The 16,033-nt window shown below is 69.4% G+C and carries 16 protein-coding genes and 3 pseudogenes; 8 read left to right on the top strand and 11 right to left on the bottom strand.

Annotated features, from left to right (window positions below):
- Together ABZ915_RS28600 and ABZ915_RS28605 are read right to left on the bottom strand one after the other, a co-directional pair.
- Positions 1-387, bottom strand: a pseudogene (locus ABZ915_RS28600) (hypothetical protein); the annotation flags it as partial.
- Positions 388-732: 345 nt separating this feature from the next.
- Positions 733-993, bottom strand: a complete 261-nt coding sequence (locus ABZ915_RS28605) for a helix-turn-helix domain-containing protein (protein WP_361809700.1) — start codon at positions 991-993, stop codon at positions 733-735.
- A gap of 208 nt (positions 994-1,201) precedes the next feature.
- Between ABZ915_RS28605 and ABZ915_RS28610 the strand changes: the two genes are divergently transcribed.
- Together ABZ915_RS28610 and ABZ915_RS28615 are read left to right on the top strand one after the other, a co-directional pair.
- The gene (locus ABZ915_RS28610) at positions 1,202-1,423 is read left to right on the top strand and encodes a hypothetical protein (RefSeq protein WP_361809129.1); all 222 of its coding nucleotides are present in this window, start codon (positions 1,202-1,204) and stop codon (positions 1,421-1,423) included.
- Between the two features lie 66 nt (positions 1,424-1,489).
- Positions 1,490-1,640 (top strand): annotated as a pseudogene (locus tag ABZ915_RS28615) (IS5/IS1182 family transposase); the annotation flags it as partial.
- Between the two features lie 10 nt (positions 1,641-1,650).
- Here ABZ915_RS28615 and ABZ915_RS28620 read toward each other — a convergent pair.
- Positions 1,651-2,064, bottom strand: coding sequence for a DUF4345 domain-containing protein (locus tag ABZ915_RS28620; RefSeq protein WP_361809132.1), 414 nt, complete (start codon positions 2,062-2,064; stop codon positions 1,651-1,653).
- 92 nt (positions 2,065-2,156) lie between these two features.
- On the opposite strand from ABZ915_RS28620, the gene ABZ915_RS28625 reads away from it, so the two are divergent.
- From ABZ915_RS28625 to ABZ915_RS28635, 3 genes are all read left to right on the top strand, one after another.
- The gene (locus tag ABZ915_RS28625) at positions 2,157-2,786 is read left to right on the top strand and encodes a TetR/AcrR family transcriptional regulator (protein WP_361809135.1); all 630 of its coding nucleotides are present in this window, start codon (positions 2,157-2,159) and stop codon (positions 2,784-2,786) included.
- Between the two features lie 75 nt (positions 2,787-2,861).
- Positions 2,862-3,014, top strand: a complete 153-nt coding sequence (locus ABZ915_RS28630; RefSeq protein ID WP_361809138.1) for a hypothetical protein — start codon at positions 2,862-2,864, stop codon at positions 3,012-3,014.
- 538 nt (positions 3,015-3,552) lie between these two features.
- Complete coding sequence (locus tag ABZ915_RS28635) at positions 3,553-4,089, top strand: DinB family protein (RefSeq protein ID WP_361809141.1); 537 nt, start codon at positions 3,553-3,555, stop codon at positions 4,087-4,089.
- Between the two features lie 293 nt (positions 4,090-4,382).
- Here the strand turns inward: ABZ915_RS28635 and ABZ915_RS28640 are convergent, their stop codons facing one another.
- The 5 genes from ABZ915_RS28640 to ABZ915_RS28660 form a co-directional block, all read right to left on the bottom strand.
- Positions 4,383-5,744, bottom strand: a complete 1,362-nt coding sequence (locus ABZ915_RS28640; protein ID WP_361809144.1) for a DUF1254 domain-containing protein — start codon at positions 5,742-5,744, stop codon at positions 4,383-4,385.
- 27 nt (positions 5,745-5,771) lie between these two features.
- Positions 5,772-7,847 (bottom strand): acetate--CoA ligase family protein, encoded by a 2,076-nt coding sequence (locus tag ABZ915_RS28645; RefSeq protein ID WP_361809147.1) that lies wholly within the window; start codon positions 7,845-7,847, stop codon positions 5,772-5,774.
- 28 nt (positions 7,848-7,875) lie between these two features.
- On the bottom strand, positions 7,876-9,090 hold the full coding sequence (locus tag ABZ915_RS28650) for an MFS transporter (RefSeq protein WP_361809150.1): 1,215 nt from the start codon (positions 9,088-9,090) through the stop codon (positions 7,876-7,878).
- A 308-nt stretch (positions 9,091-9,398) separates the two neighbouring features.
- Complete coding sequence (locus tag ABZ915_RS28655; protein WP_361809153.1) at positions 9,399-10,007, bottom strand: helix-turn-helix domain-containing protein; 609 nt, start codon at positions 10,005-10,007, stop codon at positions 9,399-9,401.
- 116 nt (positions 10,008-10,123) lie between these two features.
- A complete protein-coding gene (locus ABZ915_RS28660; RefSeq protein ID WP_361809156.1) occupies positions 10,124-10,678 on the bottom strand; it encodes a MarR family winged helix-turn-helix transcriptional regulator in 555 nt (184 codons plus the stop codon).
- Between the two features lie 107 nt (positions 10,679-10,785).
- On the opposite strand from ABZ915_RS28660, the gene ABZ915_RS28665 reads away from it, so the two are divergent.
- Both ABZ915_RS28665 and ABZ915_RS28670 read left to right on the top strand, forming a co-directional pair.
- Positions 10,786-11,481 (top strand): DUF998 domain-containing protein, encoded by a 696-nt coding sequence (locus tag ABZ915_RS28665; RefSeq protein WP_361809159.1) that lies wholly within the window; start codon positions 10,786-10,788, stop codon positions 11,479-11,481.
- Between the two features lie 27 nt (positions 11,482-11,508).
- Positions 11,509-12,390 (top strand): NmrA family NAD(P)-binding protein, encoded by an 882-nt coding sequence (locus tag ABZ915_RS28670; RefSeq protein WP_361809162.1) that lies wholly within the window; start codon positions 11,509-11,511, stop codon positions 12,388-12,390.
- A gap of 124 nt (positions 12,391-12,514) precedes the next feature.
- On the opposite strand, the pseudogene ABZ915_RS28675 reads toward ABZ915_RS28670, so the two are convergent.
- The 3 genes and pseudogenes from ABZ915_RS28675 to ABZ915_RS28685 all read right to left on the bottom strand — a co-directional run.
- A pseudogene (locus tag ABZ915_RS28675) lies at positions 12,515-13,135 on the bottom strand (transposase); the annotation flags it as partial.
- A gap of 202 nt (positions 13,136-13,337) precedes the next feature.
- A complete protein-coding gene (locus tag ABZ915_RS28680; protein ID WP_361809165.1) occupies positions 13,338-13,901 on the bottom strand; it encodes a dihydrofolate reductase family protein in 564 nt (187 codons plus the stop codon).
- A 195-nt stretch (positions 13,902-14,096) separates the two neighbouring features.
- Positions 14,097-15,221 (bottom strand): S8 family peptidase, encoded by a 1,125-nt coding sequence (locus ABZ915_RS28685; protein WP_361809168.1) that lies wholly within the window; start codon positions 15,219-15,221, stop codon positions 14,097-14,099.
- Between the two features lie 361 nt (positions 15,222-15,582).
- Here ABZ915_RS28685 and ABZ915_RS28690 point away from each other — a divergent pair, with 361 nt between their 5' ends.
- On the top strand, positions 15,583-15,999 hold the full coding sequence (locus tag ABZ915_RS28690) for an SgcJ/EcaC family oxidoreductase (protein WP_361809171.1): 417 nt from the start codon (positions 15,583-15,585) through the stop codon (positions 15,997-15,999).
- Positions 16,000-16,033 lie beyond the last annotated feature (34 nt).

Consider the following 16,033-nt stretch of genomic DNA (forward strand, 5'->3'; position numbering starts at 1 on the left):
GCGGTCGATGAGCACCTCGGTCGTGCCGTCGCCGTGACCGGTGGACACATGGCGTTCGCCGGTGCCGGTGAGCGGCGTCGGGCGGGAGGGGGCGGCGGCGGGAGGGAGGGCGTCGATCGGGACGGGTCGGCCATGCCGCCGGGCGTCGAGACGGATCATGGCCGCGCGACCGTCGCGCAGGGCGGTCATCGCGACGTGTTCCGTACGCGCCCCACTGGCCCGGTCGTACGCCGCCAGCACCGCCTGGTACTCCTTCAGAACGGCGGGGGTGGCATCCGGGCCGTTGACATCGAACTCCAAGGCGGCCACCTCCTCCCCGAAGAGGGTCACCGACTCCTCTACCGCTGCGGGCAGTTCCACTGCGGCGCGCCGACGCCGACGCAACATCAGGTAAAGCCCTCCCGCCCCCATGCCTAGCAGGAAACTCACCGCATAGCCGATCACGCCCGGATCCTCGCACAGGCGTCCACCGCTCAACAGGACTCGGGACCTGGTCGAGATCTGCTGCAGCTTCTGCCCTTCCAACCGCGCCAACCGCCGACCCGGCGAACCAATCCGGTCACAGCACTAGACGTGCCTCGCGAGACGCACTCGACTACGGTGCCCGGGTCGTTGACGATCTCTGATCGGAGCCCTCTGTTGTCGCCCGCTGCGGGCCGTCTCACCGGGCCGCGACACATCTGCCCGCGACAACCCCGAACACGCGCACCATCGGTGGCGTCACGGTTGCTGTCACGGCGCCGACCGGGCGGTGCCGGTGCGCACATCGCCCCCGCGAGCCCTGAGGCGTACGCCCCCTTCGGTGAGCACGCGGTGCACGAAGCCGTAGGACCGCCCGTGGGCCTCGGCTATGGCCCGGATCGATCGGCCCTCACCGTATTCCCGGGCGAAGGCCTCAGCCAGCTGCGCACGGGCACCACCTGTGATCCACTTCCCCTTCTGCACGAAGGCCTCCTCTCGCAAGGTCGCTGTCTGATCACCGGTTGCCCGCATCACCGCGACCCATGTGACCCAGCCGTCCGGCGGTAGCCTTGAGGGACGTCCCCAGCCCGGCGGCCCGCTCATCACCATCGCCGACCGCTTCTTGGGGCGAACCACGGCTCAGCGCCTCCCGCGGAACAACGTGGCGAGCCTTTCCCAATCTCAGCTTGAGGTGTTGAGTGGGTGGCTTGAGGCTTCGAGGCCTACTGCTGTTGGAGGCGTGAAGGGAGAGAAGTTGCACATCGAGTGGATCTGGGTGCTACCGGTGGGCGCCCTGCTGCTGGTTGCGTGCGACTACGGGGGTGTGGCGCGGCTGATGTGGGATATGCAGCCAGCAGCTCGGCGGAGTGCATGGCCAGGTCAGACGGGCTTCCGCGTGATCGCCGGTAGCCTGGCGATCGCCGCGATCGTGACCCGTCTCATTCAGCCAGCCGGCGGCTGAAGTCTTCCAACTACAGGGCGGCGGCAGCGCAAAGGCTCTGTACTACACACTGAACCTCCTCCAGCCTGGAAGACGCTTGGCAGTTGGCCTGGCCGCCAGGCCCTACTCACGCTCACCCAGCTCTCAGCCGGTTTCGGGATCGGCACCACCACCGGCTACGGCTACCTCGCCGAGGCCGTCGAGCTCATCCGCCCTCTTCCCCACGCTTGCCGAAGCAGGGGGCGCGTTCACTGTCCGGCGGGTACGGTCCCCGCGTCGCTGCGCAGGGCTCGTTCCCCTGCGTCGGCCAGCCAGAAGAAAACAGGCGGCAGGCTGAGCTCGATCACCGCCAGTACGGTCTGGAACCACTGCGGCCAACCGTGAACGGCGAGCGAAATCAGCCGGCCCACGCCGCCCAACAGAAAGACGGCGGCCAGCCACCGCACTGCCTCAGCCGGGACAGGCCGCTGCCGAGCGGCCCAGAGCCAGGCCAGCCCGTAGCCGACGAAAATGGCCCCCATGAACCGGCCCCAGCTGTCGACCGTCGTGCCGGCAGAACCTGCGCCGGGGATCGCCGCGTTGCCGAGCAGTACATGAAACACACCGATCACCACGCAGGCCCAGCCCATCAGCTGCGCGAGTACCCGAAGAACCCTTGCCATGATCGCTCCCAACGCGCCTCAACGGAGCCTTAGTTGACATGCGTCTACTAGACTGGGTGCGCCAGTAGACACATGTCAAGTAACCTGCGTCCGTGCCTCCCCGCCAGCGACTCAGCCCCTCCGATCGCCGCTCCCAACTCCTCGCCGTCGGAGCGCAGCTCTTCGCCGCACGCCCCTACGACGACGTGCTGATGGAGGACGTCGCCAAAGAGGCCGGTATCTCCCGCGCCCTGCTCTACCGCCACTTCCCCAGCAAGCACGCCCTCTTCGCCGCCGTCTACCAGCAGGCGGCCGACCAGCTGCTCGCCGAAACCCGGCTCGACCCCGCCGACTCCCTGGTGGAACAGCTCATCCAGGGCATGGACGTCCACCTCGACTACTTCACGGCCAACCGCAACGCCGTCCTCGCCGCGAACCGGGTTCTCGCCGGCGACCCGGTGATCCAGTCGATCATGACCAACGAACTGGACGCACTCCGTACCCGACTGCTTGCCGTACTCCCGCTCGCGGACGAAAGCACCCGCGAGGCCGTATCCGCCGTCCTGAAAAGCTGGCTCGTCTTCGTCCAGGTCCTCAGCGTCGACTGGCTCACCCACGAGACCTGCACCCGCACCCAGCTCCGCGACACCTGCATCGGCGCGCTACTCGGCGCCCTCCGGCCACTGCTCGCCGACGACCTCACCCGCGAATGGCTGCCACAGCGGCCTGACACGAACGCCTAGGAACTGTCCGGGGGATCACGGTTTGGTGCGCAAGGCCAGGGGTGCCTCGTCGGCGCGGTCCCATAGCCTGCGCTCATGACGACCACCGAGTCCGGATCCTTTTCGAGTGCGGCTCTTGAGGAGTACCTCTCCTTGATCGACGAGCTTCTCGCACAGCCCTTCCCGGAGACGAATTTCTATGACGATCCCTCGCGGGAGCGGCGGTGTCCGAGCCGATCAACTGCCTGAGCCGGCTGGCCGGCAGCATGCAGGCGTGGCCGCACCAGGCTCCGGCCGCTGGCTCGGGCTGGCCATCGGACAGGGGGACGAGGAGCTGCCGTTCGAACTGCTCGCGGCGGTTGGCCAGAGCCTCGCGCTTGAGCCGAGCGCGTCCGGTGGTCATGAGCGGAGCCAGATGATCGCAGGGAGCAGGGGGCGGATCTGTGCGGGCGTCGGCCGCCTGCTGACGGGCCCGCATCATGGCGGAGCCCACCGCGATGTCCCAGCCGACTTCGCCCGCGGCGTCCATCCTGACCCTGCGCAAAGGGAAGATCGTCGCCTTCCACGCCCACCTCAACGATGTCCAGGCCCGCCGCCCCAGCCATCAGGTGACTCGCAGCCGTGGAGAACCACCCCCGAGGCTGCATCGAGCGATGAGTTTCAATACGAAGAGCGGTCTTCTTGGGCGGACGTGCTCGTGAGGTGCCGGTAGAGGCGCCGACCAGTCCTCGGATCGTGGGCACGTACGAACTCGGCCAAGCTTGATGACCGGTGAGGAGACTCCTGCGTGAGCGACATTGTGGTCCAGAGGATCGTCCGGCCTGAGCGCGCGGTATCGGGCCCGTGGCTGGAGGTGATCGCCTCGAATCTCGATTACCACCGAGCGACCTTCTTGTGGAAGTGCGAGGGCCTCTCGGATGAACAACTGCGGCTACGTCCTGTGCGGTCCTCGGCGTTGACCCTGCTGGGGCTCATGCGCCATCTACAGGGGGTTGAGCGTGCCTGGTTCCAGCGGACGTTGGCCGGCACGACGCCTCGCTTCTTTCCCTATCGGACCTACGTCACCGCTGACGGCGGCGAGTGGTACGACGAGTCGGACGCTACGCAGGCCAGGGACGTCTACGAGGACTACCTCAAGGCGTGCGAGGAGTCGCGGCAGGTATTCGCGAAGGTGACCGTCGACCTCGCGCGCATTGTGCCGAACCCGGAATTCGGTGACACCGATGTGCGGTTCGTCCTTGAGCACGTGATCGAGGAGTACGCCCGCCACGTCGGCCATGCGGATCTCCTCCGCGAGGCCATCGATGGCGCCACTGGCGAGTAGCCGACCGGAGGTCGTCGTTTCGTGGGTCGCTACTGTGCCGAGCACCTGCGCAGGATGGAGGCGATCGCGTCGCCGGAGCGCGCGAAAACGGCAATGGCTGGTGGTTCAGCCGTCAAGGTCCCTCCCACCCTGGCGGGCAAGGGCTACATCGACGCCGGCATCGGCATCCCCGGCCGCGGCCGCTCCGAGCATGCCCTCCACGTCGACACCCGGACGACGCGGCCGTCCGCACCGTCCGGGCCGGGTTCTACTCACTCCGCGCGGCCCACGAGGTATGGCTCCTTTCGTCGGGATCAGCGTCGCTGGACGGCCGGGAGGACGTACTGTCCCTGGAGCATCTCCTCGCGCGGCTGGTAAAAGCGCAGGGTCAACTCGAAGTCGCCGGCCGGAGCGGGCAGCCAATTCGTGGTGCCTTCGGCGGGTTCATTGTGCTGGACGAGGATGTCGAGAGATCCGTCGTCGCCGTAGGCGAGGCCGGCGGTGCGGTCTCCGATCGTGTAGCGGTCGATGGGGTTGTCGACCAGGAAGTTGTCCTGGTCGTAGGCGGTCAGCGACCAGAAGGCATCCACGGGCGGGAGTCGGTCGGCGGCGAAACTCAGCCGGTAGGCGTGGTCGCCGTGGAGCCGGTGGCCGGCGGCGTCCCTGCGGGTGGAGGCGTAGACGGCTTCCTCGGCGGTGAGGGCGCCGAGTCCGTGGCGGGCGATGATCGCGCGGAGCAGGTAGTCCTGGCCGTAGGTGCCGAGGTCGAGTTCGTAGGTCCAGCCGGTGCCCGCCGTCCCGTTCTTCTTCGCCCCTGCCGACTTCCTGGCCCTGGCGTCCAGGAGGCCGGCAGCGAAGGTGACGGCCTGGTCCAGTGCCAGCCGGGTCATCGCGTCGGAGGTCTCGGAGGGCTGGAGACCGGGGCCGATGCCGGCGGTGGCGAAGCGTTCCAGGAGACCGGTCTCCTCGGCGGGCGGCGGGTTGCGGGTGAGGGCGGCGCCCAGTTCGTCGTAGAAGGCGATGCCCGAGGCACCGATGTCGTGCGGGGCGGGCGCCGGGCCGGTGAACCACCCCGCGTCGTCGTCGCTCCGGGCGGCCGGGGTGAGGCGGTAGCGCGTGATGAGCCCGGATGCGGCCTCGAGGTCGGGTTCACCGTCGACGAGGGTGCGGCCGAGGAGCCATACGGTGTTGGTGGGGGCTTGCACGACGGGGAGGCCGGGCGCGCCGGGCAGACGTGCGTGCCTCCCGTCCGGTCCGACGATGAGGTGGCTGCCCGCTGCCGGGCCGCTGGTGCGACTGCCCACATAGGCGAAGGTGTTGGTGTACGCGTCCAGGAACTGCAGGCTGTAGTACCGGTCACCGACGTCGGGCACCTCGAGGGTCACCGGCCCGTGCGTCAGGTCCAGCCAGGCGCTGGAGTAGAGGGTGTCGTTGTTGGGCTTGACGACGTCGCGGGAGCGCGGTGTCTCCAGCCTGCTGCGGTGATGGAAGGTGTTGGCGGGGGTGGCGCCGTGGCGCTGGCGGTGGGTGAGCTGCTTCCTGGTGCGTTCCATGAGGACGAGCGGGTAGCCCCACAGGTAGGCGTCGACGGCGGTGGTGAAGGTGTCGGTCGCCCGCGGGGCGAACCGGGGCCGGTCGCGGGTCTCGGTCGGCCGGTGGGTCGTGGTGGCGCTCACGGTGGTGTTCCCTTCTGTTCGTTGGCCTTACGGGTGGTCGTGTGCGGGGTCGGCGGTCAGCACCATGAGGGAGTCGACGGCCACGGGTGATCCGTCGGGACGGATCAGCAGCGGATTGATGTCGAGTTCGGCCACGGTGGGCGCCTGCATCAGGAACTCGGCGAGCAGCAGCAGAACGTCGGTCCACGCGGCGACCGCGAGTCCCGCGTGCTCGGCGGCGAGCTCGGTCGCCACCCTCTGCACGGTCTCCGGTGCCGCAGGCAACCGCAGGACGTGCCGGGTCGCCCTGGTGTCCTCCGCGCGGGCGCCGCCCGGGCCGATGACGAGGGCCGGCCCGTACTGCGGATCGCGGACGGCACCGATCGACAGCTCGCCGGTGTGCGCGAGCTGTGGCTGGACGACGGCCTGTGCGTCGCTCAGGCCCAGCTGTGCCGCCCGCTCAAGCAGCGCATCGGCCACCTTGGGGATGTCCGCGGCCGGCACCGCCAGGCGTACGAGGCCGAGCCGGGCGCGATGCGGGGCATCCGGCGAGTCGACCTTCACGACGAACGCCCCTTGTGCCTCCGGGTGTTCCGGGCCATGCGCGGCCGACGCCCCGTCGAGCGATCGCACGTACGGCACGCCGAGTTCGCTCAGGATCCGGCCGGCGTGGATCTCCGTCACCACTCCCGGCTCGCGCGGCAGCCGGGAGGCGGCCCTGACCGCCGCGGGCTTGGCGGCCGGCAGCGAGCCCTCGTCGACCGGTTCCGGGTCGGGTGCCCGGACGAGGCCGGGAAGCGCGCGCATCAGGCCCGCGATGCTGGGGTGGACGACTCCGGCTGGGGTGTCGGCCAGTGCGCCGTCGGGCGGTGCGGCCCAGATCAGCCAACTGGGGGTTGCCAGCCCGGCGAGCGTGCCGGCGAGCCGGCGATACAGCTCCGGGAAGTGGTCGCCGAAGGTGAAGTAGCAGATGATGCCGTCCAGCGACGGATCCGCATCCAGCGTAGCGAGCAGTTCCCCGAACGCGTCGGCGCTGCGGTAGAACTGGCCGCCCAGATCGATCGGGTTGTCCAGCGCGGCCGCCCCGGTCAGGTCCAGCGCTGCCACGGCTGCCCGTGTCTCCGGCTCCAGCGCCGGCACCGCGGCACCGAGTGCCGCGAGCCGGTCGGAGATCACCGCACCCGCGCCGCCGGAGACGGTGAGCACGGCGAACCGGGGCTCCGGAGGCAGTGTCACAGGACGCTGCAGCGCCGTCATCAGGTCGGCGAACGACTCGTCGTCCTCGGCCATGGTGATCCCAGCGTCCCGGCACAACGCACCGAAGAGCAGCGGATCACCTGCCACGGCTGCGGTGTGCGAGAGCGTGGCGCGGCTGCCGGCCTCGCTCGTACCCGCCTTGAGAACCACGACCCGTTTGCCGAGCTCGGCGGCCCGCCGCCCGATCCGGGCCAGCGCCCCCGGGTCCCGGACCTGCTCCACATACAGGCCCAGCACCTGAACGTCGGGGCGTTCCAGCAGGTAGGAGCCGACGTCGGTCAGTTGCAGACACGCCTCGTTGCCGACGCTCGCGTAATAGGAGAAGGCAGTGCCGCGCTGGTTGAGCTGGTCGGCCAGGACGAAGCCCATCGCGCCGCTCTGCGTGACGATCGCCAGGGGGCCCGGCGCCGGAGCGGACCGTTCCGCATAGGGGCTGGCGGTGACCTGGGCCGAGGCGGGCCTGCTGACCACGCCGAGGCAGTTGGGACCGAGCAGAGGCATGTCGCCTGCGGCCGCGCGCAGTTGCTGCTGCCGACCGTGGCCGGCCGCCCCCTCTTCCGCGAACCCGGAGGAGAACAGCACGACCGCGCCCACTCCCCCGCGTCGTGCCCGCGCGACGACGTCGACGGCGAACGCGGCCGGTACGGCGACGACGAGAAGGTCCAGGCGATGCCCCTCGGCCGCCAGGTCGTCGAGTACGGGAAACCCGGGGTCGGCATCCCTCGGCTCGACGGCGTACAACTCGCCTCCGTAACCCCCGGCCTGTAGCAGTTCGACGACGCGTCTTCCCCAACTGCCCAGCCGGGAGGACAGGCCGATGACCCCGATCCGGCGGGGAAAGAAGAGGGCGTCGAGCGGTTGGGACATCGCATACCTCCGCGACTTGTAGCGGGAATCAGAGGGTCAGTCCGAAGCGGCGGGCCTCGCGCTCGGGGTTGATGGTGAGCATTCCGATCAGTCCGCCGACGATCAGCAGTGCGGCGCTGAGGGTGAAGGCTGTCCGGAAGCCCTCGCTCGCCGAGTCCGCCGTGTCGATGATGCGACCGGTGACAGCGGGGGCGGCGATCCCGACGAGGGTCACCAGGGCGGTACCGGTGGCCAGCACCGCGCCCCGACGGCCTACGGGGACGATCTGCGCCTGGATGAGGAAGTGCAACGGGAACAACGCGTTGGGCAGGCCGAACGCCAGGGTCAGCAGCAGCACGGCGAGCCCGCCGCCGGTGTGCGGCAGCGCGAGCATGCACACTCCGGCGACGAGCACCAGCAGACCTCCAGTGACGCCCCGGGCGGCCCGCCCGGTGGCCCCGTTGCGCATCCAGCGCCCGGTACCCCAGGGAACGCCCAACAGCACGACCGCACTGACCAGATGCGGGGCGATCACGATGTTTCCCGTCGCCGTCGCGCTGTGGCCGAGCGCACGCTCCAGGTACGCCGGCAGCCAGGCCATGCCGAGTGCCAGCGACCAGTAGGCTCCGGCGCCGGCGGCGAGCGCGCCGAGCCAGGTCGGGTTGAGGAACAGACGGCGATAGGAGATGTGCGGCTCGGCGCCCGTTTCGCCCTTCCCTGCGGTGTGCAGCCCTGCGTTGAAGGTGTCCAGCGGGCCCTCACGGCCGACGAACGCCCACAGCACCGCCCACAGAAGTCCGGTCGCCGCGAGGACGGCGAAGGCAGCACGCCAGCCGTACTGGGCGATGACGTACACCAGCGTCGGAGTGGCGATCGCCAGGCCAAGCGCCCCGCCCATGTTGATCAGCGCGGTCGGGACCGAACGGGCCTGTTCGGGAAACCACTTCTGCACCGCGTGGACAGCCATCGGCGCGGTCGGCCCTTCTGCCGCCCCCAGCGCGATGCGGCTCGCGTACAGCGCCGGAACGCCGGCGGCCAGCAGCACCGGCAGCGCGGCCAGCGACCACACCACTGCGATTACGGCCAGGATCCGGGTGGTCCGCACCCGGTTGGAGACGAACCCCACCACCACCGCGGACAGGCTGAAGAGCAGATAGAAGCTGCTGGCAATCGCACCGTACTCACCCGCGGTGAGGCCGAACTCCTCCATGACCGGATCGGCGGCCAGGCCGAGCACCGCCTTGTCCGCAAAGTTGATCACCATCAGGGCCACCACCATCGCGGTGACCGCCCACGCCCGGACACTGCGCGAAACGATCTCGCCGGGATCCCTCGCACCGGATCGTCCGGCAACCTGTGGAGCTGCCACCGTATCTCGCCTCCTCCACGCCGAAGAGCGCCCGGCATACCGACTGGTATGCGGCCCGACACCGTCGATGAAACCCGGCGATTTAGCGTTACGTCAATGGGATGGGCGGCGGAATTTAGCGAAGTGCTAATCGATGACAGTCCGGGACGAGAGACGGCTAGACGCTCCTGAGCTGCGAGAACCCTCGCTGCCGAAGGGTGCGATCAGTCGTGCGAAACGTCTGCCGACGGACCGTCCACGGCGCCGAAGCAACGCTCCGCGAGCGCGATGAACCGCTCGTCGAGCTCGCGCACTCCCACCCCGAACTCCTTGGCCAGGTGCGAGCGCGACAGGACATAGCCGGCCACGAGGGAGTGGAGCACTGCGTGCAGAGCGACCAGGTCGACATCCCGGTCGATCAGCCCCGCGTCCCGTTCCCGCCGGAACTGCTCCTGTGTACGCTCCAGATCGGGCATCAGCCTGAGCTGCTTGTCGCCGTCCAGAACCAGAAGGGCCGCCAGGCGGATCGCCGACGCGTAGCGGATGCCGCTCTTGACCGCCTCCCGGATTCGGGCTCCGGTACGCATCGGGCGGTTGTGGATGCGCATGGCGGAGACACGTTCACGGACGTTGCGGCGCAGCGCCGAGCGCAGCAGGTCCCGGCGAGAGCCGAAATAGTGGTACACCAGCCCGCGATTGACTCCCGCCTGGTCGGCGACCTCACGCAGATTCAGCCCGCCGAGCACACCATCGCGCCGCAGCAGCTCCAGCGCCGCGCGTTCCAGGGTCTGCGCGGTGAGCTCGGCGTCCCCGGACGGGCCGCCGTTCGTCACCCTCGCCCTCGTACCCACACACTCACCCCGCGACTCGACGTCCTCGACCGCCCCATCGTAAGTTCCCGCCCGTCCCCGCCGGAGCTCCGATGCCGAGGCCGACGCGACCGCGGCTGTCACCCGGGCGCGCAGGCGCCCGATGGACCGCTGCCGAGGGCCGGCTCCATCGCGGTCGGCACGGAGCCGTTGGCCCGAAGCGCGGCCAGAACTGACTCGGCGAGGCGGCCGAAGTCCTCCATGTCCGACTCGGGCAGCTGCTCGAAGACCAACTGCCGCAAGGCGGCCCGGTAGACGGGAGCGGCCTCGGCAAGCAGCTGCCTGCCGATATCGGTCAGTTCGGCGAGGACGCAGCGCGCGTCGTCGGGGTCGGGCAGGCGCTTCAGTGCCCCGCGGCGCTCCAGGCGCGCGGCGAGCCGCGAGAGGTGGGAGGGCGTGACATGGGCCGCCTCCGCCAGCGCGGTCATGTGCTGACGCCCGCCCTCGCTCACCGACAGCCACAGCAGCACCTGGTACTCGTGCAACGAGTGTCCGGCCTCGCGCTGGAGCCGTGCGTCCAGTGCGCGCGGAAGCAGCATGACGACCCCGAGGAGCGGTACGGAGACCGATTTCTCCTCGCGCGACAGCGGCCGTCCCGCTGCGCTGCTGTCGTACGCGGCCTTCGGTGACGTCATGAACACCAGCCTCCCTGCGGATCTGTTACTTGCCACAGAAAGTATATCGACTGTAGGTTCACTTTCCGCGGAAAGTATCCGCCGGGAGAGATCGAGGAGGCCCAACCGTGGCCATAGCCAGCCGACAGTTCCTGGGAGCGGCAGCATGGGTGGCCGGCGTCGCCGTCTGGCTCGTCCTGCAGCTCGCGGCTGTCGCCCAGTGGGCGAATCCGTCGTACGACTGGGCGGTGAACTACGTGAGCGACCTCGGCAACACGACCTGCGGGACCTTCACCGTCCCAGGCGGTGCGAGCCAGTACGTCTGCTCGCCGGGCCACGACCTCATGAACACCGGATTCGTCGTCTCCGGCGCCCTCACCGCACTCGGCGCCGTCCTGCTGTGGCGGTACTGGCCGCAGGGCCGCCTCACACGGATCGCCGGGGGCCTGTTCGTCATCACCGGCCTGGGTCGCGTCATCGTCGGTTTCGCACCGGAGGACGCCAACATCACGATGCACATGATCGGCGCGCTGGCGCAGTCCCCCAGCAGCGTCGCGATCGTCCTGAGCGCGATCGCGATCCGCGGCACCTCCCCTGCTCTCGCCCGAACCGGCATGACCCTGGGAGCCCTCGGCCTCCTCGGAGCGGTACTCGCCCTCGGCGGCCAGGCCGGCATCACGGCCTTCCATCTCGGCTTCGGCCCCGGCCTGACCGAACGGCTCTCGAGCCATCCGCTGCAGATCTGGCTCCTGGTCATCGGCACGGCCGCCATGGCCTCGGCGCTGAAGGCCTCAAAGGACAGCGAAATCCCGGCAACCGCCTGACCCGTCATTCCCGACAAGGAGATTCTAATGAGCGATTTCATCGTGGTCACGGGCGCTACGGGGCGGCAAGGCGGCGCCGTGGCACGGGCTCTGGCCAAGGCGGGCGCACAGGTCCGCGCCCTGGTCCGCGACCCGAGCTCCCCGCGGGCTCGGCCCCTGACCCAGTTGGGAATACCGCTCGTCCAGGGCGATCTGGACGAACCGGAGTCGCTCAAAGCCGCCCTGGACGGCGCGTACGGCATCTTCTCCGTCCAGACACCCGACCTCACGGGCCGAGAGCCGCACGCCGAGGTCCGGCGCGCGGTAAATCTCGCCGAGGCGGCGGCCGTGGCGGGAGTGCGGCAGGTCGTGCACACGTCGGTTTCCGGGGTGTCCCGGCCAGTGGACGAGGACCGGTGGGGTGTGCAGATGGCGCACTACTGGAGGAGCAAGGCGGCGGCCGAGGCCGCCCTCCGTGACGTACGCGCGCAGTTCACCACCATGGTGCGTCCGTCGACATTTCTGGAGAGTTTCCAACGGCCCTCCCCTTACTTCGCCGGCCGTACATCCGACCGGCTGCTGGTGGCCTGCGATCCGGACACACCCCGCGCGTTCGTGGCAGTGGACGACATCGGCGCTGCCGCGGCGGCGGCCTTCGCCGACCCGCCCCGCTTCGACGGCGTCGAACTCGAACTGGCCGGCGCCGTGGCCGGCTTCCGTCAGGTCGCCGCAATCCTGTCCACGGCATGGGCCGCCGACATCACCCTCACGGCCGGCCCAGCCGAAGCCCGCGCAGCAGGCCTTCCGGAACCGTTCGCGCTACTGCAGGAACACCTGGACACCCACCCCGCCCCGGCACGCCCCGAGTACGCACACGCCCTCGGACTGCACACGACAACCATCGAGGAATGGGCACGCGCCAGGCCCTAGTACTGGACGTGGTGCTGGCGTCGGCGGCGCCATGTCGACCAACGCAGGATGTGGTCGACCGGGGTGGGGTGGCGGTTTGCGAGTCGGGCGATCTGGCGTCGGATCTCGGCGAGGCTGAGGTGGATCAGTTGGGAGGATCCATCTCTGCTTTGTCGGCGTCGAGTTCGCGGGCGCGCAGGATGGTGAGGCAGGCGTGGGCGGCCATAGCCAGGGTCATGTGGCGGTGCCGGCCGAGGTAGCGGCGGACCTGGTAGCCGTCCAGGCCGCACTCCTGCTTCGCGCTCTGGAAGCATTCCTCCACGGCCCATCGGCTGGCGCTGCGGCGGACGAGGACCCGGTGCCGGCGGTCCTCACGGTGCCAGGGCCGGACCTCGACGCGGGCCGAGTCATAGATCCGCGGGCCATGCGCCCCCCCTGCCGCACGAGCGGCGCTTCCACTTCTGCCGTGAGAGGCCTAGGCCGCGTCCGCCGTCACCCATCCGAACGGGATCTTGTCCCTGATCACTCGTCTGACCATCGCCCTGGCCATGGTCACCTTCGTCTCGAAGGCGACGCTGTCGTCGATGCCGGCCCGCCGGCACCCTTCCCGGTCGTCCGTCCATGACGTCGGCAGGTACAAGCGGCGGTCGATCAGCGTGCGTCCGCGGTCGGTGGCACAGGCGAGGAACACGCCGATCTGGCTGTTCTCGGTGCGTCCGGCGGTGCCGGAGTACTGCCTTTGCACGCCGGCCGAGCGGATGCCCTTCGCCCACCGGCGCCCCGTGGCGGCGCACGCGTCAGGCCGTCGCCAGGCGCTGCCACCACCGGCGACGATGCCACTCGTCGGAGGGGCGGTCCGGCAAGGCCGCCCCTGACATGCCATCAGCCAGCTACGCTCCCGACAACGCCTCTGACCAGGCCAGATAGCGAAACGCTGCTGGCGTACTAGGGCTCGGCGGACGAGCTGGCTAGCGCACCACACGATGGCGGAGGTAGACGAATCTTGAGCTGAACGTGCGGGTCTCGACGAGTTCGAGATCCACCCGGCGCTCGCGGTGGGGAAAGAACGGAATGCCACCGCCAACCAGCACCGGGTAGACCATGGCCCGGTACTCGTCGATCAGACCCAACGCGGCCACCTCAGCGGCGAGAGTCGCGCCACCGATCGCGATGTCGCCCTCCCCCGGCTCAGCCCGCAACCGCTCGATCTCCTCAGCCAGGCCGGCGGTGGCCAGGCGGGCACTGCCCTGCACCGCCGAGAGCGTGGTCGAGAACACCACCTTCGGGAGCGGCTTCCAGAGCGCGGCCCACTCGAGCATCGAGTCGTCGAGCGACGGATCCTGGTCGGCACTCTCCCAGTACAGCATCGTCTCGTACAGCCGTCGTCCCAACAGGTGGACGCCGACCTCTCGAATCTCGTCGATCCAGTAGCGAAAGACCTCCTCGTCCGGCGCCGTCCAGTCGAAGCGACCGTCAGGCCCGACGATGTAGCCGTCGAGTGAGATGCCCATCGAATAGGTCACGCTGCGCATCAGACGTCCTCCTCGGTATCGGGTTCGACAGTACGACCGCCGAACGCCGCAGAACTCATCGCGACTCGCGGGATTTCCTGGGCCGAGTCACCTCACGAGCTGCGTGGTGTGGGCACGGTGGCCGCGCGACTCGCGCCCGCCATTGCGGGGAGGCGCGGCGCTTGGGTGACGTGCGACCGGGGCAGCCGGGGCAGGTCACAGGCCGCCGGTGTTGAGCAGCCGGTTGGGGGTGTCGGAGCGGACGCCGCGCACGACACCACGGGTGGCCGTGTGGTCGAGCCAGACGTGGACCTCGTTGGCCGTGGCATGCGGGTGCGCCGACAGGTACAGCGCGATCACGCCTGTCGCATGCGGCGCGGCCCAGGACGTCGCGCCGTCGTTCTCCGTGGTCGTACCGCCGCCGGCGAGGGCAGCGGTCACCTTCTGGCCGGGGGCGTACAGGTCCACGCACCGTCCGTAGCCCGACCCGTAGGACCCGCCGTCGCTCCACGCGCGGTCGTTCGAGGTGGAGGCCGCCACGACAATCGTGCCGGGGACGCCGGCCGGGGAGTGCTTGCAGGCGTCGTCATTGAAGTTCCCGGCCGACACCACCGTCGGGATCCCCGCGTCGACCATCGTCTTCACGGCGGACTCCAGCGCCGCCGACCGGTGGTCGAGGTTGAGCGACATGTTCACCACCGCAGGCTTCTGCGCGTGCGCGGTGACCCACTTGACCGACTTCACCAAGGCCGCCTCGGCCGCCGCCGGCGAGCCACCGCCCTCGCTCTCGCACAGGATGCCCTGGACTCGTACGAGCTCCGCCTTGGGCGCCACCCCGTACCTCGCCCCGCCGATGATGCCCGCGACGAACGTACCGTGGCCGGTCCCCGCCTCGCTGAAGCAGTCACCGGAGTCCTTCGGGCCCACGAAGTCGGCGCCGAGGTGGGCGCGACCGCCGAACTCCTTGTGGGCGATGTCCATCCCGGTGTCGATCACATAGACGTGCACGCCCTTGCCCGTGGCGGTGGTGGTGAACTTCCCGTTCAGCGGCCGCGACCGCTGGTCCAGAATGTCCAGGTTCCACGGAACGTGCCGGGTGATGGACGACGCCGCGGTCTGCGCCACCCCGGAGAACTTCCTCAAGGTGCCGGAAGACGTCGGCACCTCACCGGATGGTGCCCCGCCCCCGGAGGGCGCCACGGACACCCCCTTCCCGTGCGCGGGGAGCGTGCCGTCGCTCCCCGCGGCCGCCGGGCCGGCTTCCCCGCCGCAGGCCGAGGCCCCGAGCACCGTCACCATGGCCACCATCACGAGACCGGCCTTCGTCACGTTCCGCGTCACAACGTCCCCCATACACCCGCTTCGCACACAGTCAGCGCACAAGACGACCACAGGAAGCGGACGGTTCCGGCGGGAGACACGGGTGGCCGCCCAGGAAGCAGCACGCACTTCTGATGAGGTCCTTTGAAACGGCTCTGTCCGCAGTTTCGTGAAGCTCATGGATGGGTGAGGATCCGGGTCCGAAGGAGTTCGAACCGCATCGTCGCTGGTCCGGGTACTGCCGCTGCCATCCGGAAAAGTCTCCCCGGCGGGGTGATGAGTTCCGGCCCCGCCGTCGGTATGTATCCGTGGAGCCGCACATGACTCCCGGTGCGTCGCAGACCGCGGCGGTCCGCAACAGTACGACGAAGCGAGGGAAACCTTGACTGCGAACCAGACCCATGCGGCAGATGAATCCGCCATCCTCAAGGTACTCAAGGGCGTCCATGACGCATGGGACGCGCACGACGCCGACGCGTTCGTGGCCGACTACACCGAGGACGCCAGCGCGATCCTGCCCGGGTCCTACCGCAGGTCCCGCGACGAGATCCGCGAGAGCATGCAGGCCGGCTTCAGCAGCTTCCTCAAGGGCTCGACCACTACCAACAAGGTATTGAACATCCGCTTCCTCAACGACGACGCCGCCGTGGTCGTCAGCGAGACGAACATCCTCTTCCCGGGCGAGACCGAGGTGCCGGACGACCGGCTTGCGATCGCCACGTGGGTACTCACCCGGCAGGACGGCAAGTGGCTGCTCGCGGCCTACCAGAACTCCCCTGCTGTCGTGAACATGGGGTGACGCTGCTCTCCGCCCGGCGCCCCCTCGTCCGCCG

This window comes from Streptomyces sp. NPDC046915, from assembly GCF_040644935.1.
GTDB lineage: Bacteria > Actinomycetota > Actinomycetes > Streptomycetales > Streptomycetaceae > Streptomyces.

Excerpts from the sequence above, each read along its gene's own strand:
- ABZ915_RS28680 (WP_361809165.1), bottom strand. The coding sequence starts at position 13,901 with ATGCGCAGCGTGACCTATTCGATGGGCATCTCACTCGACGGCTACATC.
- ABZ915_RS28620 (WP_361809132.1), bottom strand. The coding sequence starts at position 2,064 with ATGGCAAGGGTTCTTCGGGTACTCGCGCAGCTGATGGGCTGGGCCTGC.
- ABZ915_RS28670 (WP_361809162.1), top strand. The coding sequence starts at position 11,509 with ATGAGCGATTTCATCGTGGTCACGGGCGCTACGGGGCGGCAAGGCGGC.
- ABZ915_RS28630 (WP_361809138.1), top strand. The coding sequence starts at position 2,862 with ATGACGACCACCGAGTCCGGATCCTTTTCGAGTGCGGCTCTTGAGGAG.
- ABZ915_RS28645 (WP_361809147.1), bottom strand. The coding sequence starts at position 7,847 with ATGTCCCAACCGCTCGACGCCCTCTTCTTTCCCCGCCGGATCGGGGTC.
- ABZ915_RS28650 (WP_361809150.1), bottom strand. The coding sequence starts at position 9,090 with ATGGTGATCAACTTTGCGGACAAGGCGGTGCTCGGCCTGGCCGCCGAT.
- ABZ915_RS28605 (WP_361809700.1), bottom strand. The coding sequence starts at position 993 with ATGCGGGCAACCGGTGATCAGACAGCGACCTTGCGAGAGGAGGCCTTC.
- ABZ915_RS28660 (WP_361809156.1), bottom strand. The coding sequence starts at position 10,678 with ATGACGTCACCGAAGGCCGCGTACGACAGCAGCGCAGCGGGACGGCCG.